Origin of the sequence: Pseudomonas sp. WC2 (assembly GCF_050586545.1) — a bacterium.
In the GTDB taxonomy this organism is placed as follows: domain Bacteria; phylum Pseudomonadota; class Gammaproteobacteria; order Pseudomonadales; family Pseudomonadaceae; genus Aquipseudomonas.
The window spans coordinates 1-24,984 of record NZ_JBOBDR010000024.1 but is presented as its reverse complement, the minus strand read 5'-3'; the positions used below and the strand labels follow the sequence as shown (position 1 = coordinate 24,984).

The following is a 24,984-nucleotide window of genomic DNA, read 5'->3' as shown; positions in this document are numbered from 1 at the left end:
GGCGTCTTCCTTCGCGTTCGCTTAGAGGTTTTTGTAAAGCCATTTGGGCATGTAGTACTTGCGCCGGTTGAACACGCTACCGACCACTTTTGCCCCGGCCTGCGTCAGGCGTTGCACGGCGGCTTGCGCGACTTCCCAGCGGGTGTCTTCGGCGCGGACGACAAACACCACGCCATCGACCTGAGTACTGATCACCAGGGTGTCGGCGGCGGAATACACCGCGTCGCCGTCGATCACCACGAAGCGGTACTGGCTGCCCAGTTGATCGAGCAATGGGCTCAGGCGCTCGGCGGTCAGGTGTTCCATGGTGCGGATCGGCCGGCCATTGGGCAGCACGTGGAAGGGCAGGCTGGAAACCTGCACCACGCAATCCTGCAACAGCGGCGGGTTGTCCGGGTTGAACAGCAGGTCGCGCAGGCCGCGCTCCTTGCTTAAATTCAACTGCTGCGTGAGGTTGCTGGCCGACTGGCTGGCGTCGACCAGCAGCACTTGGCCGCTGCTCATTTGCGCCAGTTGGCTGGCCAGCGCCAGTGCGCTGGTGGTGGTCCCCGCGCCAGGGTTGGCAGCGGTCAGGAACAGGATCCGCAGATCGAGATCCAGCACGGTCGAGGTCAGGTTCGATTCGCTGGGATTGGCGATGCTCAGGCTTTTGTTGGTTGAACCGTCCATTAGCTTGCTCCGTGGCCGCTGAATACTTTGAAGGGGGTTTTCAACAGAATCTTCAGATCAAGCAGAAGGCTCTGCTCGGCGATGTAGCTGAGGTCCAACTCAACGCGCTGGTCGAAGTCGATATTGCTGCGTCCGGAGATCTGCCACAGGCCGGTCATGCCGGGGTAGATCGCCAGACGCGCGAGGTGATTGTCCTTGTAGCGATAGGCGTTGAACGAGGTCGGACGCGGGCCGACCAGGCGCATGTCGCCGGTCACTACATTGATCAGGTTGGGCAGTTCATCGAGGCTGGTACGCCGCAGGAAACCGCCGATGCCGGTGATGCGTGGGTCCTGGTCAATCTTGAAATCGATGGCGTCGGCACCGTGCTTGTTGAGGTGGCGCAACGACTCTTTCAGTTCTTCGGCGTTGGCGACCATGGTGCGGAATTTGTACATGCCGAATTTGCGCCCGCGATAGCCGGTGCGTTTCTGCACGAACATCACCGGCCCCTGGCTGGTGAACTTGATGATCAGCGCCAGGCCGATCAACAGTGGCGAAATCAGCAGCAAAATCGTCAGTGCGCCGAGGCAGGCGACCACGCGGTTGGTGCGCGACAGCTGCCACGGACGACCGCCGTCGCGCCCGGTGAACCAGCCGCGACCTTGGCGATGGATCGCCGCGTCGAGGCGCATTCGGTGCTCGGGATCAACGCGCTTGTCGCGGCGCATTTCTAGGATCGGTACACCTTTCTCATGTCCAGTCATGGAATCCTCCGCATTACTTCAGCCGCGCGCGGCGCTTGGGCGATAGGCAGTGGGTAGTAGTCGCGAAACCACGCGACGAAGCGGCCGAGCCCTTCGTCCAGCTCGATGCACGGCTGGAATCCAGTGGCTTGGGCCAGATCACTGGCCTCGGCGCAGGTGTTGAGCACGTCGCCCGGTTGCAGCGGCAGCAGCTCGACAATGGCTTTCTGGCCGAGGTGTTTTTCCATCAGGGCCAGATAGGTTTTCAGTTCCACCGGGTGCTGCCCGCCGATGTTGAACAAGCGCCACGGCGCCATGCTGCTGGCCGGGTCGGGTTGCTCGCGATCCCACTGCGGATTGACCTGCGGGGGTTGCTCGATCAGGCGGGCGATGCTCTCGATGATGTCGTCGATGTAGGTGAAATCGCGCTGATGCTCGCCGTGGTTGAACAGCTTCAGCGGCGTGCCTTCGCTGATCGCCCGGGCGAACTGGATCGGCGACATGTCCGGCCGACCCCACGGCCCGTACACGGTGAAAAAGCGCAGACCGGTGCAAGGAATGCCGAACAAGTGGCTGTAACTGTGCGCCATCAGTTCATTGGCTTTCTTGGTCGCGGCGTACAGCGACAGCGGGTGGTTGACGCCGTCCTTCACCGAGTACGGCGTGTGCTGGTTGGCGCCATACACCGAACTCGACGAGGCATAGATCAAGTGCTCGACCGGGTGATGGCGGCAGCTCTCGAGAATGTTCAGGAAACCGTTGAGGTTGCTGTCCAGATACGCTCGTGGATTGTCCAGCGAGTAACGCACCCCGGCCTGCGCGGCGAGGTGAATCACTACTTGCGGGCGTTCGCGGGCAAACAGCGCGTCGATGGCCGAGGCGTCGGCCAGGTCAACCGTGGCGAGCTGGAAATCGCCAACCTGCTCACGCACCCACTGCACGCGATCATGCTTGAGTTGCGGGTCGTAGTAGGCGTTGAAATTGTCCAGGCCGACTACTGAATGCCCGTCGCGCAGCAGCCGCAACACGCAATGGGCACCAATGAAACCGGCGGCACCGGTGACCAGAATCTTCATGGCCGCACGCCTTCTGGGGCGATATGGCGCAAGCCGATGCCGCTGTAATGCAGGCCGGCGGCGGCGACGTGTTCCGGGTTGTACAGGTTGCGGCCGTCGACAATGACCCGCGAGCGCAGTTTGCTGGCGAGCAATTCGAAATCCACCACGCGAAAATTTTTCCACTCGGTGCAGATCACCAAGGCGTCGGCGTCTTCGAGGGTGTCGTCGCGGGTGGCGCACAAGTGCAGGTCGTTGCGATAGCCGTAGAGGCGCCGGCATTCGGACATGGCTTCCGGATCGTAAGCCTGCACGCTGGCGCCCTCGGCCCACAGCGCATCCATCAGATAGCGGCTAGGCGCTTCGCGCATGTCATCGGTATTCGGCTTGAACGCCAGGCCCCAGATCGCAATGGATTTGCCGGCCAGCCCTTGCGGGAATTGCGCTTTCAGTTTGCTGAACAGGATGTGCCGCTGCAGGTCGTTGACGTCGGTGACGCTGCGCAGCAGTTTCAGCGGCATGCCGTTGTGTTCGGCGGTGTGCAGCAGCGCGCGCAAGTCTTTGGGGAAGCACGAACCGCCAAAACCGCAGCCCGGATAGATGAAGTGGTAACCGATGCGCGGATCAGAGCCGATGCCTTTGCGCACCGCTTCGATATCGGCGCCCAGCAACTCGGTGAGGTTGGCCAGCTCGTTCATGAAGCTGATGCGCGTGGCGAGCATCGCGTTGGCGGCGTACTTGGTCAGTTCGGCGCTGCGGTTGTCCATGAACATGATTTTTTCGTGGTTACGACAGAACGGCGCGTACAGCTCAGCCATCTGCTCGCGGGCGTCGTCGTCGAGTGTGCCGACGATGATCCGGTCCGGGCGCATGCAGTCGGCGAGGGCGCTGCCTTCTTTGAGGAATTCGGGATTGGAGACCACGCGCACTTTCAAACCGCTTTTGCCGCGCTGCAGCAGTTCGCTGTTGGCCGCGGCCAGCACCTGATCCGCCGTGCCGACGGGCACCGTGGACTTGATGATCAGGGTGCGATCGGCCTCCATGTGCGAAGCGATTTGCCGGGCGACATTCAGGACGTGGCTGAGGTCGGCCGAACCGTCCTCATCGGCTGGCGTACCGACGGCGATGAAAATCAGCTCGGCGTGTTCGACCGCGTCGCTGGCCTGGGTGCTGAACAAAAGACGCCCGGCCTTGATGTTCTCTTCCAGTGTGCTGGACAAACCCGGTTCACTAATCGGCGGCACAGCTTGTTGTAGCTGTTTAATCTTGTTCGAATCAATATCAATACATAAAACCCGGTGCCCGACATCGGCAAGTGCGGCGGCTTGTATTAATCCAACATAGCCTGTGCCAAATACGCTCACGTCCATCTGCGCACCCTCGATAGAGCGAAAAGAAGAAGTTCAGAAGAAAACTGTAAAAGGGGTATAGCGCAGGGTTTGGAAAGCGTGTCAGCAAAATGACATGTTGCATCTGTATAACACTTGAGCGTTTTTTGGCGATTGGCCATCAAGTCATTGCTGCGATTGAATTTGTTCGAATTCTGCAGATTTGTTCAGATTTAAAATAAGCGATAAACGGTCGAAAGCCTTTGATTTAAAGGCTTGTGGCGTCTGCCGTGTGTCAGATTTGAGTCACCGGTTTTTTGACGCTTTGCAAAAAAAACAGTCAATTCTTGCGCTTTGATGGCCGGGTGCTAGTGTCAGGTTCTGACCGACAAACCTTTGACTCGCAGCCGTTTTGCGCGACCGGAATCGCCATGTTCAAATACGCTAAAGAAGTGCTTTTAATTGGTTATTTGCTTCTTTATTCCGAATATTACATTGATCGGTTAAATGCTATCGGTCTCGGTTTTGCTGTACTTCTTTTTGGCGCGATGTTTTTGGCGCTTACTTTAGCGTTATATCTAACCGCCTATATTCGCCAAGCGCTGATTCGGCATCTATTCGCATTGGCGATGTTTGCTTCGGCAGTTTTTTTCGACGTCTACACGCGCGTCACGGCGGATTACCTGAGCTACAGCAGTTTTGTCTCGCTGGTGTACTCGGGTGGCTTCATTCAGGAGGCGGCTTACCAGTACCGCGACGCGATCCTGCACGGGCTGTTCAGCGGATTGCTGCTGTTGTTCGCCATCGGCCTCAAACCCCGGCACGGATTGTTTGTGCCGAACGCTTTGCGCGTAGCGGCTCCCGTTTGTGGAGTGTTGTTGCTCAGCGCGGTGCTGTTTTTACGTGCGGGCGAGGGTGCCCGGGGTTTGCCGATCATGTACACGCCGCTGGCGTACCTGAATCTGTTTGCCTATGAGGCGCTGCACAACACCGTCGGCCCGCGTGAACCGGTGACGTTGGCGCGTGCTCCCCAAACCGTCGGGCATGACATCGTGCTGATCATCGACGAAAGCATTTCCGGCAATTACCTGGACATCAACGCACCGTTCGGCGTGCACAGCAACCTCAAGCAGGCGCCGGCGGGTGTCGACATATTCAACTACGGCTATGCCGCCTCCATCGCTAACTGCAGCGCCGACACCAACGTCACCCTGCGCTACGGCGGCACGCGCGCCGATTACATGCGCATCAACAGCACGTTGCCGTCGATCTGGCAGTACGCAAAAAAGGCCGGTCTGCGCACCGTGTACATCGACGCCCAGCGCACCGCTGGCAATCTGCAGAACCTGATGACCGACACCGAGAAAAAGGACATTGATGAGTTCGTGCAATTCGACCAGACCAGTGTGCGCGATCGCGACATGGCGGCAGCTGCCAAGCTGATCGAGTTGCTCAACGACGACAAGGCCGAATTGGTGGTGATCAACAAGGTTGGCGCGCATTTCCCGGTACACGACAAATACCCCGATGCGTTCATGGCCTACCGCCCGACCTTGCCGCGCGGGCAGTTCACCGAAGTCGCCGACACCGGCGAGCGCACCGGCTTCAATGGCCAGCCGGATGACTGGCTGCTGTACCGCAACGCCTACAAGAACACTGTGCTGTGGAACGTCGGCGAATTCTTTGCGCGGGTGTTCGCCCAGGCTCGTCTCAACAATGCGCTGCTGATCTACACCTCTGATCACGGCCAGGATCTGCATGAACGCGGCAACCCCGGTTTGAATACCCATTGCGGCGGCGACCCGGTGGAGGAAGAAGGGTTGGTGCCGCTGGTGGTGATCCAGGGCAGCCAGTTGCAGACGCTGGACTGGTCGGCGCAACTGGCAGCGAACAAGGATCGCTCCAGCCACTACAACATCTTCCCGACGCTGCTGCAGTTGATGGGCTACGACCTGACGGGGATCGAGGCGCTGTATGGCAAACCGTTGAGTGTGCCGACGGCGGATGAATTCACCTTCAACTATCGCTTCAATGCTCGGCTGGGGGCCAAGCCTGAGTGGAAACACATTGATCTGGGCAGCATTGTCACGCCGTCGCAGGCGCCAGCGAGTGTGGCTTCCGGGCAGTAAGGGTTTTGTGGGCTGGACTGGCATTATCGCTTGCCCTGCAAGCGATGAGGCCGGTTCAAACACCACCGGCCTCAGATCTCTTGGGTCACGGGCTCCGGCTCACACGCTGTAGAGGTGATTCGGCAGCTCGCGATAGAGGTGTGTCAGGCAGCGGGATATTCCTCAGGGTAGGTAACGCAAGACGTAACCGTAGTTAGTCGGTACGTCTTCATCAACAACATAAGCTGCGACGACAATGCGCTGATCGTCCATCACGGCACAGTCTCGGTAGAAGTCAATGCCGCCTGGATGGTTGAAGTCCGCCCAGCCTTTGCCTGCAAACGTCTGATCCAGAGAACCATCGGCGTTATAACGCGCTGTCAGCGACGAGCCGTGTTCATCGAGTCCTCCGCCGGGACCACCAACGATCAGCTTGCCATTTGCTTGCGACACACAACGTGTCCACCGGACGCCGTGCTCTGTGAAGTCAGCAAACAAAGGCTTGCCGTTGTTGAAAACCAAATTGAAACTTCCGGTCGGGTTCAGAGAAATGACGAGTCCTTCCTTTCTCTGATAGTCACTGGAAGTCGCGTTTCCCACGGCGATTACTCCGCCGTCGGGTTTCAGCGCCAAAGAATCAAAGACCAGCGAATCATCACTGCGCGTAACGGTTACAACCCCCGTATTGCTGCCGCCATAACTGCTGTCGACGCTGCCATTCTGGTTGTACCGAATGATGTAAGCGTCAACCCCTCCGTCACCTGGCTTGATGAAGTGTCCACAGACCAGCACTTTGCCGTCTTGCTGAATGGTGGCACCGAAGGCCTCAGTGACGTCGTGGGGTACGCCCGGTAGCTCAACCAGTACAAAACCACTGCCATTGAAGGTTTTGTCCAGCGAACCATCCACGTTCAGGCGGACCGCAATCCCTTTTTCATCGTTCGAATCAAAGATAACGGTAGAAATCAGAAGGATTTTGCCGTCCTGCTGGGCGACGATTCCAATACTGGCACTTCCTGTATCAGTCGACGCGTTGTTGCCCGGCGCTTGGCGCTTGAATTCGGCAAACCGAGCATCAGTTGTTTCACGCGAATCAATCAGGTCGTAGATATTGATAATGACTTTGCCGTCCTTGTCCGTGCCGAACGACGTATCCGGGCTACCATCCTCAAGTTGGCGAACGACTACCAGCTCACCACTATCCGTGGTCCCTGTGACCAACCAGCCGCTGGGCAGGGGGTGCAAGCGGCGAAAAGCGGGCGATGCCCCCCCTGGGAAAACCAGGTCAGCGAAACCGTTGTCAGCAAAAGACCGGTCAACCGAGCCGTCTTCATTCAATTTGGCAACGGCAGGAGGATTGCCTTGGTTGCTGGACAGCAGCACCAAAAGTTTTTTCGCGGGCAGCGACACTACCGACTGAGCAACCCGATTACCTCTGCCTTCCAGAGGTATATTCAGCACGCCGTTGTCGGCAAAGGTGGGATCAAGATAATCAGCGGATTTCTTTCCATTGTTCTGGGACATGATTGCGCTCCATCGAATCGTTGAATTTCCCCGGACGGGGGGAGTCAGTGGAGCATGAGGGGTAACGTCAAAACACCTGTCAGAAATGACAGTTGAACATGCTTTGTGGGCCATATAACTGGTGTTTCGAGCCAACTGCAACTTCCTGGTGCCGCTATTTTTCGGCCAGACTCATCGAACAGGTTCCGCCATGCTTGAGGTTTGCAACGTCTTCAAAAGCTACGCCACCCCCCAAGGCTCGCTGCCAGTGCTGCAAGGCGTCGACCTGACCCTGGAGTCCGGCAGCAGCCTGGCGCTGATGGGCGAATCCGGCAGTGGCAAAAGCACTTTGCTGCACTTGGTCGCCGGCCTGGACAAGGTTGATCGCGGCAGCATTCGCAGCGGTGAGCATCGACTGGAGGCGATGAACGAGGCGCAACTGGCGAACTGGCGGCGCACGGAAATCGGTCTGGTGTTTCAGCAATTCAACCTGATCGGCAGCTTGCGCGTCGAAGACAACCTGGCATTTCAGGCGCGTTTGGCCGGGCGTCACGAGCCGCGTTGGCAGGCGCATCTGGTGCAGCGTCTGGGGCTGGGGGATTTGCTCAGGCGCTATCCGGAACAGCTTTCCGGTGGTCAGCAGCAGCGGGTCGCGTTGGGCCGGGCCTTGGCCTCGCAGCCGAAATTGCTGTTGGCCGACGAACCTACCGGCAGCCTCGATGAAGCGACCAGCGACGAAGTGCTGCGGCTGTTGCTCGAATTGCTCGATGACACGCCGACGACGCTGCTGATGGTCACCCACAGTCCAAGAGTGGCGGCGCGGCTGGCGCAACGGGTGGTGCTGTCCAGCGGGCGTTTGACGTGAACGTATTTCGCCAGACTCTGCTTGCGTTGCTCAGCCATTGGCGACGGCATCCGGTGCAGTTTTTCAGTGTGCTGACCGGGTTGTGGCTGGCGACCAGTTTACTCACCGGTGTCGAAGCGCTGAACAGTCAGGCCCGCGACAGCTATGCCCGCGCCAGCCAGATGATCGGCGGCGAACCGCAGGCCAGTCTGAGCACGCCCAGCGGTGCCACGTTCACCCAGCAATGGTTTGTCGATTTGCGCCGCCATGGCTGGCCGGTGTCGCCGCTATTGCAAGGGCGTCTGCTGCTCAAGGAACACGACACTCAGCGGCTGCAGTTGATGGGCATCGAACCGGTGTCGCTGCCTGCCGACTCCGCGGTGGCCGGGCAAGCGATGCCGATCGAGCGCATTGTCGAATTCTTCACGCCGCCGGGCAGCACGTGGATTTCTCCGGACACCTTGCAGGCGCTCAACCTGCGCGAAGGCGACACGCCGCAGACGGTCAGTGGGCTGCTATTGCCGCCGTTGCTGGCGCAGAAGGACATGGCGCCGGGGGTTTTGCTGGTGGACATCGGCGTCGCGCAAACCCTGCTCGAACAACCGGGACAACTGTCGCGGCTGCTATTGCCGAAGGATTTTCACGGCGAACTGCCCCCGGCGCTCAAAGGCCAGTTGCAGCTCAAAAGCAGCGGCGAAGAAAACAACCTCGCGCGCCTGACCGAGAGCTTTCACCTCAATCTGGATGCCTTGGGCTTTCTCTCGTTTCTGGTCGGTTTGTTCATCGTCCACGCCGCCATCGGTCTCGCGCTGGAACAGCGTCGCGGCTTGCTGCGCACGTTGCGCGCGTGCGGTGTCAGTGCGCGGATGTTGATCTGTTGCCTGATCGTCGAACTAGGCGTTTTGGCGCTGATCGGCGGAATATTCGGGGTGATCAGCGGCTATTGGCTGGCCAGCGTGTTGCTGCCGGACGTCGCCGCCAGCCTGCGCGGTTTATACGGCGCGGAGGTGGCGGGGCAGTTGCGCCTGAGCCCTTGGTGGTGGTTCAGCGGTATCGGTTTGAGCCTGCTCGGCGCATTGCTCGCGGGCGGCAACAGCCTGCTGCGCGCGGCGCGTTTGCCGCTGTTGGCCGTGGCCGATCCGCAAGCCTGGCATCAGCAATACGCCCGATGGTTGCGGCGTCAGGGGTGGCTGGCAGCGATATTGGGATTGGTCGCGCTGACGGCGTTGATCTGGGGCGACAGTCTGGCCAGTGGATTTGTGTTGATGGCCGGGTTGTTGCTCGGCGCCGCGCTGGCGCTGCCGGTGTTGCTCAGCGCGATCTTGAATCAGTTGCTCGGGCGCAGTCGCTCAGTGCTCGGCCAGTGGTTTCTCGCCGATTGCCGGCAGCAATTGCCGGCGCTGAGTCTGGCACTGATGGCGTTGCTGCTGGCCCTCGCCGCGAATATCGGAGCCGGCAGCATGACCGCCGGTTTTCGCCAGACCTTCAACGATTGGCTTGAGCAGCGTCTGAGCGCCGAGTTGTATATCAACCCCACCAATCCGGCGCAGTCTCGGGAAATGTACGGTTGGCTCAGGCAACAACCGAACGTCGCGGCGGTGCTGCCCAACTGGCAGGTGTCCGTGACATTGCAGGGCTGGCCGGCGGATGTATTCGGAGTGATCGACCATCCTTACTATCGTCAACACTGGCCGTTACTCGATTCCAGCGGCGCTGATCCGTGGGGACATCTGGCGACGGATGATGCGGTGATGCTCAGCGAACAACTGGCGCGGCGACTGAAACTGCATGCCGGCGAACGCCTGATGATTCCCACGCCAAGCGGAGTCTGGTCGCCGCGCATCGTCGGCATTTACGCCGATTACGGCAACCCGAAGGGACACGTCATCGCCAACGTCAATCATCTGCTGCGCGGCTGGCCGCAATTGACGCCAAACCGCTTCAACCTGCGCATTGATCCACCCAATATTCCGCCATTATTGAGCGCGTTGCAGACGCGGTTTCAGCTCGATGACAGTCGCATCGTCGATCAGGCGCGGCTCAAGGGCTGGTCGGTTCAAGTGTTCGAACGCACCTTTGCGGCGACGGCCGCGCTGAACAGTCTGACCCTTGCAGTGGCGGGCGTGGCGCTGTTTATCAGCCTGCTGACCCAGAGCCAAAGTCGTCTCGGCCAACTCGCGCCACTGTGGGCATTGGGCGTGACGCGCAAACAATTGATGCTGCTCAACCTCGGCCAGACTTGGCTGCTCGCAGTGCTGACGTTGGTGCTGGCGCTGCCACTGGGAATTGCCTTGGCGTGGTGTCTGGATGCGGTGATCAATGTGCAGGCGTTCGGCTGGCGTCTGCCGTTGCGGGTATTCCCTTGGCAACTGCTGCAACTGATGGGATTGGCGCTGTTGGCGACCTTGTTGGCTTCGGCGTGGCCGCTGTATTCGCTGTACCGCACGCAACCGGCGGATTTGCTCAGGACCTTTGCCCATGAGGATTAACGCTGTTGTGGTGTGGCTGGCGCTGTTGCTGCTCGGCGGCTGCGATCAATCCGCGCCTGAGCAAAAAGGCTTTGCCGGCATGGGCGATCAAGCATTGGCCTACACGCCGGTGGTACCGGGGCGGGTGTTCAGTTTTCCCGCCGATCACGGCGCGCATGATGGTTTTCGCATTGAGTGGTGGTACGTCACCGCCAATCTGAAGGACGCGCAGGGCAACGAATTCGGTGTGCAGTGGACGTTGTTTCGCAGTGCGCTGAAACCTTCGGCAGAGCAGGCCGGTTGGGCCAGTCAGACGATCTGGCTCGGGCACGCTGCGGTGACTTCGGCTTCGGTGCACCACGCCGCTGAGCGTTATGCCCGCGGCGGAGTAGGGCAGGCCGGCGTGCGGCTGGCACCTTTCGACGCGTGGATCGACGATTGGCGGTTTGCCAGTCAGGCACAGGATCCGTTGCGCGACCTGCAACTCAGCGCCCGCGACAAAGATTTCGCCTATCAATTGCACCTGACTTCCAGTCGTCCGCTGGTGTTGCAGGGCGACAACGGGTTCAGCCAGAAATCTGAAACGGGTCAGGCGTCGTATTACTACAGTCAGCCGTTTTTTCAAGCCAGCGGCACTTTGCAGATAGACGGCCAAACGTACACCGTCAGCGGCCCGGCATGGCTTGATAGAGAATGGAGCAGCCAACCGCTGACCGCCAACCAGACGGGCTGGGACTGGTTTTCCCTGCACCTGGACAGCGGCGAACACGTGATGCTTTATCGCATGCGCCAGAAGGACGGCGCGCCGTACCTCACCGGCACCTGGATCGCGGCCGACGGCCAGACCGAGACCCTGAGCAGCTCGCAGATTCAACTCACGCCGCAAGACACCGCTCGCGTCGCTGGCCGAACGATGCGAGTGAAATGGGCAATCCGCATCCCCGACAAACACCTCGATATCAGCCTCGACGCGCTCAATCGCGATGCCTGGATGAACCTGCGGATTCCTTACTGGGAAGGGCCGGTTCACATCACGGGCAGCCATCCCGGCCAAGGCTATCTGGAAATGACTGGCTACTAACGGTTGCCGTGTGTCCTGTGGGAGCGAGCTGGCTCGCGAAGACGTCAGGCGCAGCACCACTGATCAAACTGCCCGGAACTCTATCTCTCCCACAACCCTCTACCCAGAAACCCGCCTATTTCTGGACTCCACCATGAGCGACGACCTGCAACCCCCAGACCTGAATGCCTGGCAGCGTCTGTTCGACGACGAAACCTACTGGCAGCAATCGCCCGACGCTCACTATTTCGACCTGCAACGCATCGCCGACGATCTGCTCGGCCAAGGCGCCATCGACCTGGAGCAATGGCAGATCCTGCGCGCCAAGGCCGACGACCTGCACAAGGATTCCCCCGCCGTGAACGTCGCACGTGAACTCGACGACCCTGAAGCCTGAGGACCACTGCCATGAAACCCATCACCCAAGGCGAACACCCCGACGAGCCCCGGCCTGCGGGGGAAACCGAACGCGACAACGATGCCCTGCGGCCCACCGACCCCAAACAGCGCGAAAGCACTGGCAAAGGTACGGCCAGCGGCGAGTCCACCGCGCAGGAAACCGCCAAGCCCCACACCACCTCGCAACCCGGCAAAGCCAAGCCCTGAATAGCGTCTATGCTCAGTGGCACGTCCGCCGCCGAAACCGCTTCGGGGCCGGGCGCTGCCATTCATCACAGGGAAAGTATTGCTTATGAAGCTCCACGCACTCGCCAAAGCCATAACTCTCGCAACCGTCCTGTCCGCCACCAGCTTCGGCGCTTTTGCCGCCGACATTCCGCTGTCCGCCACCATCGAAGCCGATCAGGTCACCACCAAAGTGCTCTCCGTTGATGCCGCCAAGCATCAGGTCGTGCTCGAGGGCGCCGAAGGCCGCCAGGTCCACGTTCAGCTCAGCGACAAGGCGAAAAACCTCGCCAATCTCAAGGTTGGCGATCAGGTCAACGTTGAAGTGCAGCGTTCCGTCGCCGCTTACCTCGACACCGATGTGGATAAAGGTCTGCCTGGCTCCACCGAGCGTACCGGCGAACTGCGCAACGCACCGGGCAGCGATAACCCCGGCGGCGAGGCGTTCCGTCAGGTTCAGGTGCAACTGAAAATCACCAAAATTGATTTGAAGAAAAACCAGGTGACCTTGCAAAACCCGGCGGGCGTATCGAAAACACTCGACGTGAAAAAGCCTGAAATTCAAGCCAAACTGAAAGACTTGAAAGAAGGGCAGAGCGTCATCGTCACTTACACCGATATCTTAAAAGTGACCAGTCAACACGAAAGTTGAGCATTAACTCTACAGAGTGATTGTTCTTGTACAGGTTTGTGTATGAGAACAATCATATAAAAGTGCAGTGTCGGAAGTTTCCCGGTAAATATCGGCGACACACACTTTTTAACTTTCCAGTACATAAATTTCATCATTATCAGTGACGACATAACTGACAACTTCTATTAAAATCCCCTCCGTTCGCCCAGTGTCAGGGCTCTTTACCGGTGCATGGATTGCCAGGCCATTACACTGGGCGAACACCTCTTCGGAGCGGATGTATACAAAATTTGCGAACAAAAAGGGCGACTCTAAAGTCGCCCTTTTTTGTTGCCCGGATTTCAACCAGCCCCGGCTACGCCTGCTGCCCCTGAAAGCGTTTGAGGGTCGCCTGATACATCTTCGTGCGCCGGTGGTCCTTGCCGTAAGTGCCTGCCGCCGCGACCGTGCCGGCCTGGATGTGATCCAGATAATGGAAAATCTTGCGCGGCGAAAGAAACTTGATGCCATAGCCCAGAGCCGTCATCCGGTCCTGCAGCGTATAACCCGGTACTCGATCATCCATACAGAAGTTCAGTCCCTGAGACTTCATCAGCCGCGCATTCCACAGCGTGCAGAAGCTCTTCAAATGGGTTTCTCTGTACGGTTTTGGCTCTTTGGTTTTCAGACCCAACTGAGTCTTTGCCCGACGAACATAGTGTTTGCAGAAGCGTGAAGTTAGACGCCAAGTATCACGCAGCGCACCGCGATTGATCTGCTCGACACAACCGACGGCGGCGATATCCGGCGTTTTCGTACACTCGCGCATCATCATCGCAAACACTTCCTTGTCGTAAACGAAAGTGTCGGTGTGCAGGAGAAACAGATAGTCAGTGTCAACTTGGTCCAACGCCAGATCCAGCGCTTTGCCGTGTGCAATATGACCGGCTTCTTTGCCCGGCGAAGGTCGCTCGATCAAGTTGATCCAGTTCAGGGAGCGCAAGTAATCGAGGCTGCCGTCGGCCGAATCGTTGTCTACTACCCAGACGGGAATGCGCTGTTCCTGGACATGTTCACGTAAAAGCTCCAGGCACATTTTGGTGATGTCCGGGGTTTTGTAATTTACCAAGACAATGCTGAAGTTCGACGCTGGCTGGGTTGGTAAATCTAACGTTTTCATGTCAGAAGGGCTCGTCTGCGATTCAAGGGCGACAGGGTTTCGTGGCCGCGATCGTAGCGAGGCAACCTTAGGCGAACCTTAATTTGGGGTTCGGGTAGCCGGCAGAATGTGTCGAATTGAGACCGCTGGTGTAATGAAATGCATGCGGTGCTGCCGGTCATTACCGGATAAAATGCGCGCCCCTCTCGCGGTTCAAGGAAGAAACGGCAATCGCCGTTGTGTCACGGATGAAACCACTCTCTCTCTACCACCCAGCCCTGTACTGGCTGCGCGTGTGGCAAAAAAGACTATTCCGCCAGATCGCCTGGCGCTGTTCCGGCAAATGCTACGCACGGCCCGTCGCGGCGGCCGAGCGGCTGCCCTTTCGCTACCTCAAACACACCTCGAAACTCATCCGCAAACTTGGCGACTCTGACCTCGCCTTGCAACACAACAAAGTCATCAACCTGAAACTCGCCGTCGCCGCCATCGACGGCGTCATCATCGCCCCCGGCGAACACTTCTCCTTCTGCCGCCTCGTCGGCCGCCCGACGTTGAAGCGCGGCTACGTTGAAGGCATGGAACTGTCTTTCGGCGAGGCACGACGCGGTGTAGGCGGCGGAATTTGCCAACTGAGCAACCTGATTCACTGGATGGCGATTCATTCACCGCTGGTGGTGGTCGAGCGCTCCAACCACAGCTTCGACCCGTTTCCGGATGAAGGGCGGGTACTGCCATTTGGCTCCGGAGCGGCGATCTTCTACAACTACGTTGATCTGGTACTGCACAACCCGACGGATCGGAACTTTCAGCTGAAGTTGAACGTCGGCGAGACACAACTCGAAGGGGAGTTGTTGTGTGATCGGGTGAGGGAATATCGCTACCACGTGTTCCAAGAGGCGCATCGGTTTGTGCGGGAGGGCGCGCGGGTGTATCGGGAGAATGAGATTTGGCGGGAGGTGCGGGAGAAAGGGCAGGTTGGGGAATTGGTGGAGAGGGTGAGGTTGTATCGGAATCGGGTGGTGGTTAAGTATGAGGTGGACGAGCAGATGTTCGAAGCGAGCTAGTATTTTGCGCAAGGTTTTCGTTGGATTTTTTAAGCCACAAGGAAGTAACAAATGATCAAGCGTTTCAAAACTGTCGGTACGGCGGGCACGGCACTTTTTTCAATGTTCATCGCCTGTAATACGTGGGCACAAGCGCCGCGTGATTATTACGACGGTATGAAGGCAGGGAAGTGCGCGCCAAATTCTGAGCGGCTGCATGAACAAGCGGTCGCAGGTGATCTTGACGCGCAGACGCAGTTTGGCAAAGCCATTCAGGAGAACCTCTGCGGGGTGGTTGAGCAGTGGTCTCCGGGCATGCCGGAAGTGTGGTTTCGCAAAGCTGCAGAGCACGGTAATGCCGAAGCGCAAGTCGGACTGGCTGAGGAACTGAGTTGGGATAGAAGCGTTGAGGGTGAAGAAGCGGGTGTTTACTGGGATCTGAAAGCTGCGGAGCAGGGGAACGCCAAGGCTCAGTTCAGTTTGGCGCAGATCTACCACAGAGGTGGTCGATCAATTAAGAATCTGAAGGATATGGACAAGGCAGTAGCGTATTACCATCAGTCCGCTGAGGGAGGATATTCCCTAGCCTACATGTTGCTCGCCAGCATCTATGAAGAAGGCGATGGGGTCGCGCAGGATGATGTTGCGGCGGCGAAGTGGTATCGAAAATATGCTGAGACTGGTGATAAGTCAGGGCAGTTTTACTTCGCGAAAATGCTGGCTGCAGGGCGTGGCATAAAACAAGACGAAGCCCAAGCGTTTAGCTGGTTCGGTAAATCGGCAGCTCAAGGCGATAAATATGCGCAGTATGAGATGGCGCAGATGCTGGAGCAGGGACGCGGTACAGCGCGAAACGAGCGTGAAGCGGTCATGCTTTACCGCAAGTCTGCTGATGCAGATTTCGGCAATGCGCAACTGGCACTTGGGAAATTGTACGCACAAGGACGCGGCGGGTTGCCAAAAAGCAAATCCAAGGCCGAGTACTGGATGCTCAAAGCAATTGATCGCGGTGCTCCGGGAGCTAAAGAAGAGCTGCAAAAGCTTTGATTTAAACGGGGAGAATATATTGATTTCAAAGAGGGCGATCATGGGGTCGCCCTCTTTTCATACGGATAAATCAGACTTCTTGCCGCCAGGCAGAGAAAGTGATCACGGTGCCTTCGTCTTCTCTGTTGCTGATTTCGATCTTGTAAGTCCCACCACCGAGATAGCCTTCCACCAGAGCCTTGCGCTGGTTGCCGCTGATTTCAGCGTCATTCGCATGCTGCTGATAGAAATGGATGACGTCCGCGTACTCTGTAAAAGTCCGGAGAATGACCTCGAACTCATGTTGTGGACGGCCGGCTATTTTGTCCCAATCACCATCAATTGGCGTGCCCTCCATCCCCGGCGTCGTGAAAACACCGTGGGCGCCAGCACCTATCAGGTGAGCCCGCTGCGCAAGCATCGCAAGCATGGCTTTGGGAAAGTCGGAAGGTAACTGTGCCGCTGTCCACGCTCCCTGTTCCGGTTTGGTTGCAGCGTATTCAACGCTGGCAATTTTCTGCGCGGCGGCTCGGCGTTCCGGATCATCACTTTCCGCCCATATCGCCATCATGGGAGGCAGTTGCTTGCTCCAGCCAATCAAAGCTTCGGCATCAGCTTGTTTAGCGCCTTGCGGTTGGAAAATGGTCAGCACGGTTTGCGGGGCATCATTACAGGTTAAAGCTTCCTCACGCGACTTGACCGTGCAGTGGCCATTGACCAGCCCGACAGCGACCAACTGGCCCTTGTCGTTAAGCAACAATGCGCCGCGCTCAAACCCATTGTTGCCATCATCCATGGCAGTAATCATTTTGCTGCCGGCAGGCCCACCGTCCGCAAAAGTCGACATTTCCGAATCAAGCGCTTCCAGAACTTGCTGCACAATCATTGTGTTGTCGTTGGTGTAGCTACCGGTCTGATAGCCAAAAAATCAACCAGTGCAGAGCGCACCGCAGGATCCTGATTGAGCTTTGGCGCGCGTTCTGCGGCGGGTTCATTTGAAAGTAACAGGGCAGTGGTGCCGTCGGGGCGTAGTTCGGAGCGAAGGGACAGTGCAGTCGCATTAAGGGAGAAGGTGAGGGCGAGGAAGATGGAAAATGGGCGATTCAGGCGTTTCAAGGCTACAGTCCTTTGATTGTTCAGTCCGGGGGAGTAAAGATTAAACAACGAGATTTCTCAGGGCTACCTGCGGTTCTCTCGTTTTTTCTAAAACAAATACCAGGCTTGTCGGGATTAAAGTTTTTAGTCCTCGTTGAGCCACTCGGCATTCTGCACCATGGCTTCTTCTAGCCACTTATCGAAGCTAGCGTAGGTGGCGTGAAGTTCCCAGCCCTCTGACGCATAAGCATGAATTATCAACACATGGGGCTGCCCAGAAAGTTCCTCTCCATCAAAAACACGCGATGTCATCATTCGCGTTGAATTTGGCGAATGGGATCAATGTGCGTTTTGGATAAAGCCGTTTGAGTGTTTTGTACCAGTTGCTGATTGTACCTTCGTTGAATACCAACAGCCACCAAGGCTCGATGTCTGTTTCTGGTTCAATGGATGCGAATTTTATGAAGTTCGCAGGGTATGGGTAGTCAGGCAGGTCATCGATGTTGAGATGGATTTTCATAAGTGATTAATCACGAGAAGACTGCGTTTAGAGCGCGGAAAGGTTCGGGTAAAACCACCTTTGGACAAAATAAAATTTGGCCTGCTCCTCAGTTGCGTCTTTGCTATTTAAGTTGGTAATTGAACTTATCATTCAGTCTAAAGCTTTTGTCGTGAATTTTCACTCGATCAAGAATGATTAATATTTTTTTGTATGAGTCGCCCATTAATTTTTCTGAATGTTTTGAATTTGTCCAAATTAATTCAATTGGGCGCTCTACGTCGGTGCTGAGCAGGTCCCAAAGAGCATTAAGGTTGTTTCCGTAGTATTGGGTGACCGAAAAAGAAGATGATATCTGTTTATGGAATTCTTCCTCGGTTGAGATGGATAATCCATCAAGCTGAATTATCATATTTATCTGCTTCCAGTTTCAGTAGGGGGGAGTCGTCGTAATGACCACTATTGATAAAGCGGTCTGTCATTTGGGCAGTATCCAGGAGGGAATCACGTTTGAAACGCGAAACCGTGACCTCTTCCCAGCTCTTTCGGATCACTACAGTTCGATGATAGAGCCATCCTGTGGTTGTGGTGTTTCTAGCCGGCAAGTTGACGAATTTAAAGCGGTGTCCGCACTTGTAGAGGCTTTTTACTCGTCTTAAAAACTCAGGCTTTCAGCTTTTTATTGGGGAACTTGGTGTTGTGATTTTTTAGTGGGTTTTTGAGTTCAGGGTGAGAATCAATTTCTTCATCGGACAGATTGTCTATGATTCGCTGAATTTTATTAGAGTATTTTTCCTCAATAACTGTTTCAGTCCAATAAAGTTCGGAGGCTGCGGCGATTGCCACCTCGGAGAACGTGGAGTCAAGAAGTTTTTTTAATAGCTCTATCGCTTCGGGCGATCGCAACTCTCCGAGAGCAGCAGCGCTCCTTTCTTGCCAGTATTCCTCTTTTAAAAGAATTGCTTCATTAAGCTGTTGCCAGTCCATGATGTTGAATTTTCTTAAAACTCCATATGCTACCTGTTCAGTAATGTACTCATTCCAATTTGAGTCTTCATTCGGTCCAAGCCAGTAGTTGTATTCTTCGAAAATCTTATTCATGTTGTTCAGGGATGGATCACGTTAAATAGCGAGAAAGAGGAGAGTTTTCAGGCGGCAGATTATAGATAAAAAACTGCGGTCTGCCCCTGTTTTATTCCTTTCGTTAACTAAAGTCGATTTGTTTTTATTGAGTGCTATCGCTGGTATGAACGCAATCATGATCATCCATGTAGATTAGTACTTTGAAGTTGTCGTCGACTATCCAGAATGGGAATCCAGTCGTTTCGGAGAATAGCGTTTTAAGATCTGCAGAGGTTGCTAGTTTCCAAGCGTGGATCTTACTGTCTTGAACTATTAGTAAGGGATTTTCAAAATTTTCGAGAATGTCTACTTTTTTCCAGAAGTCTGGATCGTGTTTTTTTTGGGGGGCCCTCAAGTAAAAAGGGTCGAGGCCCTTTGTTTCAGAAGAAAAAAATGATGCCATTAGCTTCATGATCAATTTAGATAGTTCATTCTCGCGTACTTTCTCATGCGCTAAGTTCTGCTCTGATAATGCCGAATCGATTTCTTTTTCTAGGTAGTTCATTGTGGATCTCCAATTCTCGCGCGTGATACAGGCACAGATTCTAACAATATGTGTCCTCTAACGGCCCCACCTGTACCACGCTTACCTGGCGTTTGGTAACCGACATGAGGATCTGCCGGACCATCACCAGAAGGAACGAGGCGAGGATCATCTATGTTTACTTCTGCACCCTTATTTCTGCCCTCTAATACGCGCCATTCTGTTGGGTAAGATTTTCCATATTGGTCTTTGCCCCACTTGGTAACTGAAAATTCGTTTTTCGGCACGCCTGTGCGAGTAAATGCCTCGTCCAATCCTTTGTGCATTTGCTGGTATGACGTCCCAGGTGTACTCCTCCAGTCTAAATCAACCTCAGAATTGAATTTCCATGTTCCGCCTGGGACAGGCTGCGGACAATTTGTCGGGCCGCTAGCTAGACCTAGAGGATCCACCCACCCCGTAGGGTTAGGCACGTACTGGTAGCTATTCAACCCACCCGCAAGCTTGATCGGATCCGGCGTCAAAAACCGTCCAGTTCCCGGATTGTAGTAGCGGTGACGGTTGTAATGTAACCCTGTCTCCGCGTCGAAATACTGACCCTGGAAGCGCAATGGGTTATCGATTTCGCTGACGTCCAGCGCAGCGAGGTTACCGTAGGCTCGGTACTTCGCCGACCACATGATTTCACCGCTGTAATCGGTGAGCTCCTGCGGTGTGCCGAGGTGGTCGAGTTGGTAATAGAACGGCGTGGCCTTACGTGGGCCTTCGCCGTCCAGCATTGCCAATGGGCGGAAGGTGCCCGGTTCGTAGAGGTAGCTGCGGTAACGGTTGTCGGCGCTTTCAGCGATCAAGCGCTCGCCTTGCCACAGAAATTCAGTGGTGTGGCCGTCGACAGTTTTTTCGATACGACGGCCGAAGGCGTCGTACTTATACGTTGCAATGCTGCCGCCCGGCAGGCTGACGCCGATCAGGCGGTGCTGGCAGTCGTAGCGATATTCGGTGACGAGTCTTTGTCCTGTGCCGCGGCGCTCGCGACTCAGGTTGCCATACGCGTCGTACTCATAATGACGATCACCCTGCATCAGCAGGCGGTTGCCTTTGACGTTGGCGAGGTTGGCGGTGCCTTCGTTGTTTTGGCCAAGCAAGTTGCCCGCCGGATCGTGGGCGAAGCTTTCTGGGGTGGCGCCGCGCACGCTGATCAGTCGGTCGAGCGGGTCGTAGTGGTAGCTGCGGTTGCCTTTGCGGCTGTCGTCGATGCCGGCGAGGTTGCCGTTGGCATCGTAGGTATAACGTCGTTGGAACAGGTTTTTGTCCCGTTGGCTGACGCTGTGTGCTTGCAGGCGACCTTGTTCGTCGTACTGGTATTGGCTAAGCAGCAGACCTTGCTGACGCTGTTGTTCGCGACCGGCGCTGAACTGGTGAGAGGTCAGACGTGAGCCGTTAAGGTCGATGCTACTGAGTTGCCCGCCAGGTTGGTGACGGTAGTCGAGTTTGCTTCCGTCAGGCAGGCGGCAGTGTTTGAGCTGGCCGACGCTGTCGTACTCGTAGCGCAGAGTGCCCCAACCTTGGTGTTCTTCGATGAGGCGGTCTTGCAGGTCGTATTTATAGGCGAGCGGCCAGTGGCCGTCGTCGACGTTTACGAGACGACCGAGGGCGTCGTAGCTGTAGTGGATTTCCTTGCCATCGGCCAGGGTTTTCACCAGCAGTCGGCCTGCTGCATCGCGCTGATACTCAGTGACCAGTTCGCTGCCATCGTCGCCGAATTCGGTTTTCTTCAGCAGTTGGCCGTTGAGGTCGTACTCATAGGCAGTACGACGACCGTCGAAGCCGGTTTCCTGCTGGATCAGGCCGTTGGCGTAGTAATCGAGGTGATATTGCTCGCCGCGCTCGTTTTCGATTTCGGTCAGCAGCAGGCGCGAGTTGTCGTAGCGATAGCGCAACTGGCTGCCGTCGGGGTTGATGCGGCGACTGACCAGATGCAGGTTGTCGGCGTACTCGTAGCGGGTGATGCGACCGAGTTCATCGCGTTCGGCGGTGACATTGCCGTAGGCGTTATAGGTGAACGCGCGAGTTACGCCGCCCGGTAGTGTGACCTGGGCAAGACGATTGGCGGCATCCCACTGGTATTGGGTAATGGCGCCGGACTCTTCCTGGCGGGTGATCTGCCGACCCAAAGCATCGTAGCGATACTTGCGTTGGCCACCATCGGGCAGGCGCTCTTCCAGCAACTGGCCGAGGTTGTTCCAGCCGAGTTGATGACGGCTGCCGTCCGGGTGGCGAATCTCCAGCAGACGCCCCTGACCGTCGTAGCTGTATAGCGTGGCGTTGCCGTCTGGGTCGATTTGCTGGGTGATATCGCCCTGACGGTTGCGTTGGTACTTCCAACTGGCTTTGCCGCGATGAACATCGCTGACGAAACCGTTGACGTATTCGTAGGTGGTGGCTTCGTCTTCCGGCGGGATGACGGCAGTCATCAAGCCGTTGTCGTCGTAGCGGTACTCGGTGACGGCGCCCAACGGGTCCTTTTCAGCGATCAATTGGCCTTTGTCGTTGTAGGCCTTGAGATGCTCGGCACCGTCCGGGTCGATCTTGCTGATCAGTCGCGCCTGATCATCGTGGGTGTACACCTCTTCGCTGCCGTCGGCGTTGGTGACGGTCACGCTGCCTTTATCATCCCAGGCGTAGTGCGCTTCCATCTGCGAGAAGTTGGCCCAGTGACGGATGCAGCGAGACAGTTTCCCCTCGTTCTCCCACTCCCAGTAGAACGCAGCGCCGCCCGCCAGCTGCCGCTCGAGAATGACGTGCTGTTCGTTGTAGCGATAACGTTCGGCTTCACCGGCGGCGTTCTTCGCTTCGATCAGGCGATGCTGGGCGTCGTAGCTGTAGGTGACCAGCGTCTGCACTGTATTCCAGGCATCTTCCAGATTGTCCGCGGGCAGGAACTGCTGATAGTCGACTGCGACGATGTGTTTGCGGTCGTAGCGCAGAAGCAGCGCGCGACCTGCACCGTTGTCGAGGCGTTTGATGCGACCGTGGATGTCGCGTGTAACGTGCAGTCGATTGCCATAGCTGTCGCTGATCGCGATCAGCGTTGCGCCTTTGCTGTTAAAACGGAAGTGGTAGAACGATGGACGCTTGCCTGCTTGGGCGAGAATCAGTTCCGATGGGTCGTCACCGAGGAAAATGGCAGCTTTTGAAAGGCTGTTAGTGATCGCTGGACGTTGTTCACTCGGGAGCGGGAACGGCGTTGCGCGGTTTTCGTGGTCGGTCCAGATGACTTCATCGCCATTGATGTCAATGCGATGAGCCAATGCATGGCTCCAGCCATAACCCAGACCGCAATCAATTTCCACGGCACTGGTTCTGTAGAGACGCGTCCACTCAAACGGCAGTAGCCCTTCGAGTTGACCGTCAGTCAGCGTCAACAGCTCTTCGCCGGTCACCATCGAAACCGGGCATCCGTTAGTGCAAGTCTCGGCGGCAGGTTCTGCACTTTTGTCGGCCGGCGTCTTCGCCTGCTTGGAAGCATCGTCAGCTATTTTTCCGTCCGCGAGTTTCGCGTTTTTCTTGCCATCAAACCGCAACTCGGAAATCCCGTTTCTCACCTTGGCCGTCACGCCCCGCGCCGCAACAGCGGTGTATTTCGCGACGTATTCCATAAAGCCATTGATGATCTTGAACAGCGACTTCACGAAACCGACGACGGCATTGAGGACAAGCTCACCGTACTTCTTCAAGCGGGCGATCAGGTAGATAACGCCGGTGCCTTCAGCCGCAATGGTGAGTACCACGCCAATCACGATGTCTATGGCGATACCGACCACCATTGCCGTGGTGGCTTTCGCGATGTCGCCCGCCATCTTCATCGGAGGCAAGCCTGCCAGCCAGATCACGGCGCTGCGTACCAGCAGGAACAGCGCGGCTTCGTCACTGGCCAGCAACATGGCCTTTTTCATGATGTCCGGCGAGCTTTTGGCAACTTTGATCAGTTCATCTGCACCCGCGCCAAGATCCTTCGCAAACTTGCCGGGGTCCTGCAGGATATCGAGCACCTGATTGATGCCATCCCACACACCTTTGATGGCCTCCCAGCCACCTTCAAGAATGCCGGTACCAATCGCCATTGCAGTGCCCGAGGTGGAAAGGTTCGACCATTGCGGTTTGAACCCGGCCCACTCTTTGCGAAGAAAGCCTTCCAGGTCTGCGGTCACGCCGCTGTAGGAGCTGAAGAGGGCATCGATCTGCGCCGGCGTCACTTCGTTATGAACGCGGATCTCGTAGAACTTGCCTGGAATACCACCGGTCCAGGCGGCTTTGCCTTGAGCGTCGAGTTTGACCTTGCTGACTGCACCACCCTCAACGGCGACGATCTCGACTTCGATTTCGCCAATAGGAATGTCGTAAACCGACTCGAATTTACTTTCGATCAGCAACGGCCCTTTGAGCGGGCACTGCGCCACGTTCGAAGTGAAATTGCCGTCGGTCATGCTCACCGCTTTGCTCGAGTCACCAACCTTGATTACTCGCTCCATGCCCAGCAGGGAAGGCATATCAGCGGCCCGACTGGCCTTGTCGGCGACGCGCGCGTACCAGGTTTTGGTTTGTTCCTGATACAGCTTCAGACTGTCCTTGAAGGTGTTCAGTTGGTTGTCAACAAAGGCAACGCGATCCATCAGCCTTGCTCCAGAATCAGGTGGTTTAACAGTGCTTCTTTAAGATTTTTCGGTGCGTCCGGACGGCGCACGAAACGGCTGACTTTCAGCTTCAGGTTGCTTTCGGGCCAAGCGGTGTAAATGTCCGGGCGGTCTTCTTCCAGCCACTGCATCAGGTTGCTGATCAGCGTCGTCGGATTTTCCTTGGCCAAGCCATCCAGCAACGGCTTCGGCACCTCCCACCACGGCCAATCTTTCACCTTCGGCACAACCCGCGTCCCGACCTCCAGCGACTGCCCATTAATCAAATACCGCTCAAACATCGGCAGCACTTCCCCAGCCTTTTCCCCTAATCCCTGCAGAATCGGGTAGATATGCCGCCCATCCCAAAACCGGAAAAACACCTCGGTCCCGTCCGGCATCTTCACCTGCGTCAGGCTGCGCAGATGTTCAAATACTTCATTGGGTTCTGAGCGCGATACCGCCAGCCAGCCCCAATCGAGGGCGTCGGTTTCGGCGATCCATGGCAGGAATGCCGAGTTGCCCTTGAGTTCGGTGACGTAGGGCATCACCGGTTGCCAGGTGGAGTAGGGCGTGCCGCCCCAGATCGGCAGGAGCTGGGCGGTGGGTTCGGTGAGGTAGAGGTTTTTCAGCGCGTCGGAATCGCTTGCTGCGCTGATGATCAGGTACAGGCGTTCGCCGGTTTGCAGCGGCTGTTGCGCCAGCCAATCCTTGGGTGTCAGTCGATCAGATGGCACAGGCACCTGCCTTGCATTTTTCGCATTCTTCGCAGAACGGCGCGTTGCGTTTGAGGGTGTTGATCTGGGCCGGGGTGAGGACTTGCCCGGCCTTGTCGGCGTCGGCCTGTTTCAATACACCGGGGATCAATGGCGCGGCGCCGGTT

Annotated in this window: 23 protein-coding genes and 1 pseudogene; 9 read left to right on the top strand and 15 right to left on the bottom strand. The window is 56.7% G+C overall.

The window, feature by feature from the left end; translation table 11 throughout:
• Positions 1 to 21: 21 nt before the first annotated feature.
• The 4 genes from ACQ4OE_RS23950 to ACQ4OE_RS23935 are packed head-to-tail and all read right to left on the bottom strand — an operon-like array spanning position 22 to position 3,819.
• Complete coding sequence (locus tag ACQ4OE_RS23950; protein ID WP_008084477.1) at positions 22 to 669, bottom strand: CpsD/CapB family tyrosine-protein kinase; 648 nt, start codon at positions 667 to 669, stop codon at positions 22 to 24.
• A complete protein-coding gene (locus ACQ4OE_RS23945; RefSeq protein WP_430948129.1) occupies positions 669 to 1,415 on the bottom strand; it encodes a sugar transferase in 747 nt (248 codons plus the stop codon). The genes ACQ4OE_RS23950 and ACQ4OE_RS23945 overlap by 1 nt, the downstream gene beginning before the upstream one ends.
• Positions 1,412 to 2,470 (bottom strand): NAD-dependent epimerase, encoded by a 1,059-nt coding sequence (locus ACQ4OE_RS23940; RefSeq protein WP_430948128.1) that lies wholly within the window; start codon positions 2,468 to 2,470, stop codon positions 1,412 to 1,414. Before ACQ4OE_RS23940 ends, ACQ4OE_RS23945 begins: the two co-directional genes overlap by 4 nt.
• The gene (locus tag ACQ4OE_RS23935; RefSeq protein ID WP_430948127.1) at positions 2,467 to 3,819 is read right to left on the bottom strand and encodes a UDP-glucose dehydrogenase family protein; all 1,353 of its coding nucleotides are present in this window, start codon (positions 3,817 to 3,819) and stop codon (positions 2,467 to 2,469) included. Before ACQ4OE_RS23935 ends, ACQ4OE_RS23940 begins: the two co-directional genes overlap by 4 nt.
• Before the next feature lie 389 nt (positions 3,820 to 4,208).
• Here ACQ4OE_RS23935 and ACQ4OE_RS23930 point away from each other — a divergent pair, with 389 nt between their 5' ends.
• Complete coding sequence (locus ACQ4OE_RS23930) at positions 4,209 to 5,906, top strand: sulfatase-like hydrolase/transferase (protein ID WP_430948126.1); 1,698 nt, start codon at positions 4,209 to 4,211, stop codon at positions 5,904 to 5,906.
• A 162-nt stretch (positions 5,907 to 6,068) separates the two neighbouring features.
• Here ACQ4OE_RS23930 and ACQ4OE_RS23925 read toward each other — a convergent pair whose 3' ends face one another.
• The gene (locus tag ACQ4OE_RS23925; protein WP_430948125.1) at positions 6,069 to 7,409 is read right to left on the bottom strand and encodes a hypothetical protein; all 1,341 of its coding nucleotides are present in this window, start codon (positions 7,407 to 7,409) and stop codon (positions 6,069 to 6,071) included.
• A gap of 190 nt (positions 7,410 to 7,599) precedes the next feature.
• Between ACQ4OE_RS23925 and ACQ4OE_RS23920 the strand changes: the two genes are divergently transcribed.
• The 6 genes from ACQ4OE_RS23920 to ACQ4OE_RS23895 all read left to right on the top strand — a co-directional run bounded on the left by ACQ4OE_RS23920 (position 7,600) and on the right by ACQ4OE_RS23895 (position 13,036).
• Positions 7,600 to 8,253: an ABC transporter ATP-binding protein gene (locus ACQ4OE_RS23920; RefSeq protein WP_430948124.1), complete on the top strand. Its 654-nt coding sequence runs from the start codon at positions 7,600 to 7,602 to the stop codon at positions 8,251 to 8,253.
• Entirely contained in the window at positions 8,250 to 10,721 is a 2,472-nt protein-coding gene (locus ACQ4OE_RS23915; protein ID WP_430948123.1) for an FtsX-like permease family protein, read from the top strand. The genes ACQ4OE_RS23920 and ACQ4OE_RS23915 overlap by 4 nt, the downstream gene beginning before the upstream one ends.
• On the top strand, positions 10,711 to 11,781 hold the full coding sequence (locus tag ACQ4OE_RS23910) for a lipocalin-like domain-containing protein (protein ID WP_430948122.1): 1,071 nt from the start codon (positions 10,711 to 10,713) through the stop codon (positions 11,779 to 11,781). Before ACQ4OE_RS23915 ends, ACQ4OE_RS23910 begins: the two co-directional genes overlap by 11 nt.
• A gap of 133 nt (positions 11,782 to 11,914) precedes the next feature.
• A complete protein-coding gene (locus ACQ4OE_RS23905; RefSeq protein ID WP_122592366.1) occupies positions 11,915 to 12,157 on the top strand; it encodes a hypothetical protein in 243 nt (80 codons plus the stop codon).
• 11 nt (positions 12,158 to 12,168) lie between these two features.
• Positions 12,169 to 12,366, top strand: a complete 198-nt coding sequence (locus tag ACQ4OE_RS23900; RefSeq protein ID WP_430948121.1) for a hypothetical protein — start codon at positions 12,169 to 12,171, stop codon at positions 12,364 to 12,366.
• A gap of 85 nt (positions 12,367 to 12,451) precedes the next feature.
• Complete coding sequence (locus tag ACQ4OE_RS23895; protein WP_122592364.1) at positions 12,452 to 13,036, top strand: hypothetical protein; 585 nt, start codon at positions 12,452 to 12,454, stop codon at positions 13,034 to 13,036.
• Positions 13,037 to 13,373: 337 nt separating this feature from the next.
• On the opposite strand, the gene ACQ4OE_RS23890 is transcribed toward ACQ4OE_RS23895, so the two are convergent.
• Positions 13,374 to 14,177 (bottom strand): glycosyltransferase family 2 protein, encoded by an 804-nt coding sequence (locus ACQ4OE_RS23890; protein ID WP_430948120.1) that lies wholly within the window; start codon positions 14,175 to 14,177, stop codon positions 13,374 to 13,376.
• A gap of 227 nt (positions 14,178 to 14,404) precedes the next feature.
• Between ACQ4OE_RS23890 and ACQ4OE_RS23885 the strand changes: the two genes are divergently transcribed.
• Both ACQ4OE_RS23885 and ACQ4OE_RS23880 read left to right on the top strand, forming a co-directional pair.
• Positions 14,405 to 15,223, top strand: a complete 819-nt coding sequence (locus tag ACQ4OE_RS23885; RefSeq protein WP_430948119.1) for a VanW family protein — start codon at positions 14,405 to 14,407, stop codon at positions 15,221 to 15,223.
• 51 nt (positions 15,224 to 15,274) lie between these two features.
• Positions 15,275 to 16,249, top strand: a complete 975-nt coding sequence (locus tag ACQ4OE_RS23880) for a tetratricopeptide repeat protein (RefSeq protein WP_430948118.1) — start codon at positions 15,275 to 15,277, stop codon at positions 16,247 to 16,249.
• 70 nt (positions 16,250 to 16,319) lie between these two features.
• On the opposite strand, the gene ACQ4OE_RS23875 is transcribed toward ACQ4OE_RS23880, so the two are convergent.
• The 9 genes and pseudogenes from ACQ4OE_RS23875 to ACQ4OE_RS23835 all read right to left on the bottom strand — a co-directional run.
• On the bottom strand, positions 16,320 to 17,114 hold the full coding sequence (locus ACQ4OE_RS23875) for a hypothetical protein (RefSeq protein ID WP_430948117.1): 795 nt from the start codon (positions 17,112 to 17,114) through the stop codon (positions 16,320 to 16,322).
• Complete coding sequence (locus ACQ4OE_RS23870; RefSeq protein ID WP_430948116.1) at positions 17,111 to 17,344, bottom strand: hypothetical protein; 234 nt, start codon at positions 17,342 to 17,344, stop codon at positions 17,111 to 17,113. Before ACQ4OE_RS23870 ends, ACQ4OE_RS23875 begins: the two co-directional genes overlap by 4 nt.
• A gap of 271 nt (positions 17,345 to 17,615) precedes the next feature.
• Positions 17,616 to 17,843, bottom strand: coding sequence for a hypothetical protein (locus tag ACQ4OE_RS23865; protein ID WP_430948115.1), 228 nt, complete (start codon positions 17,841 to 17,843; stop codon positions 17,616 to 17,618).
• 103 nt (positions 17,844 to 17,946) lie between these two features.
• On the bottom strand, positions 17,947 to 18,234 hold the full coding sequence (locus ACQ4OE_RS23860; protein WP_430948114.1) for a barstar family protein: 288 nt from the start codon (positions 18,232 to 18,234) through the stop codon (positions 17,947 to 17,949).
• A 251-nt stretch (positions 18,235 to 18,485) separates the two neighbouring features.
• A complete protein-coding gene (locus ACQ4OE_RS23855; protein ID WP_430948113.1) occupies positions 18,486 to 18,923 on the bottom strand; it encodes a HEAT repeat domain-containing protein in 438 nt (145 codons plus the stop codon).
• Between the two features lie 124 nt (positions 18,924 to 19,047).
• Positions 19,048 to 19,449, bottom strand: a complete 402-nt coding sequence (locus ACQ4OE_RS23850) for a hypothetical protein (protein WP_430948112.1) — start codon at positions 19,447 to 19,449, stop codon at positions 19,048 to 19,050.
• The gene (locus ACQ4OE_RS23845) at positions 19,446 to 24,101 is read right to left on the bottom strand and encodes a polymorphic toxin type 47 domain-containing protein (RefSeq protein ID WP_430948111.1); all 4,656 of its coding nucleotides are present in this window, start codon (positions 24,099 to 24,101) and stop codon (positions 19,446 to 19,448) included. Before ACQ4OE_RS23845 ends, ACQ4OE_RS23850 begins: the two co-directional genes overlap by 4 nt.
• Positions 24,101 to 24,838 carry a DUF4123 domain-containing protein gene (locus tag ACQ4OE_RS23840; protein ID WP_430948110.1) on the bottom strand — a complete coding sequence of 246 codons (738 nt, stop codon included), beginning with the start codon at positions 24,836 to 24,838 and terminating at the stop codon, positions 24,101 to 24,103. Before ACQ4OE_RS23840 ends, ACQ4OE_RS23845 begins: the two co-directional genes overlap by 1 nt.
• A pseudogene (locus ACQ4OE_RS23835) lies at positions 24,828 to 24,984 on the bottom strand (Rhs element Vgr protein); the annotation flags it as partial. The pseudogene ACQ4OE_RS23835 and the gene ACQ4OE_RS23840, both read right to left, overlap by 11 nt.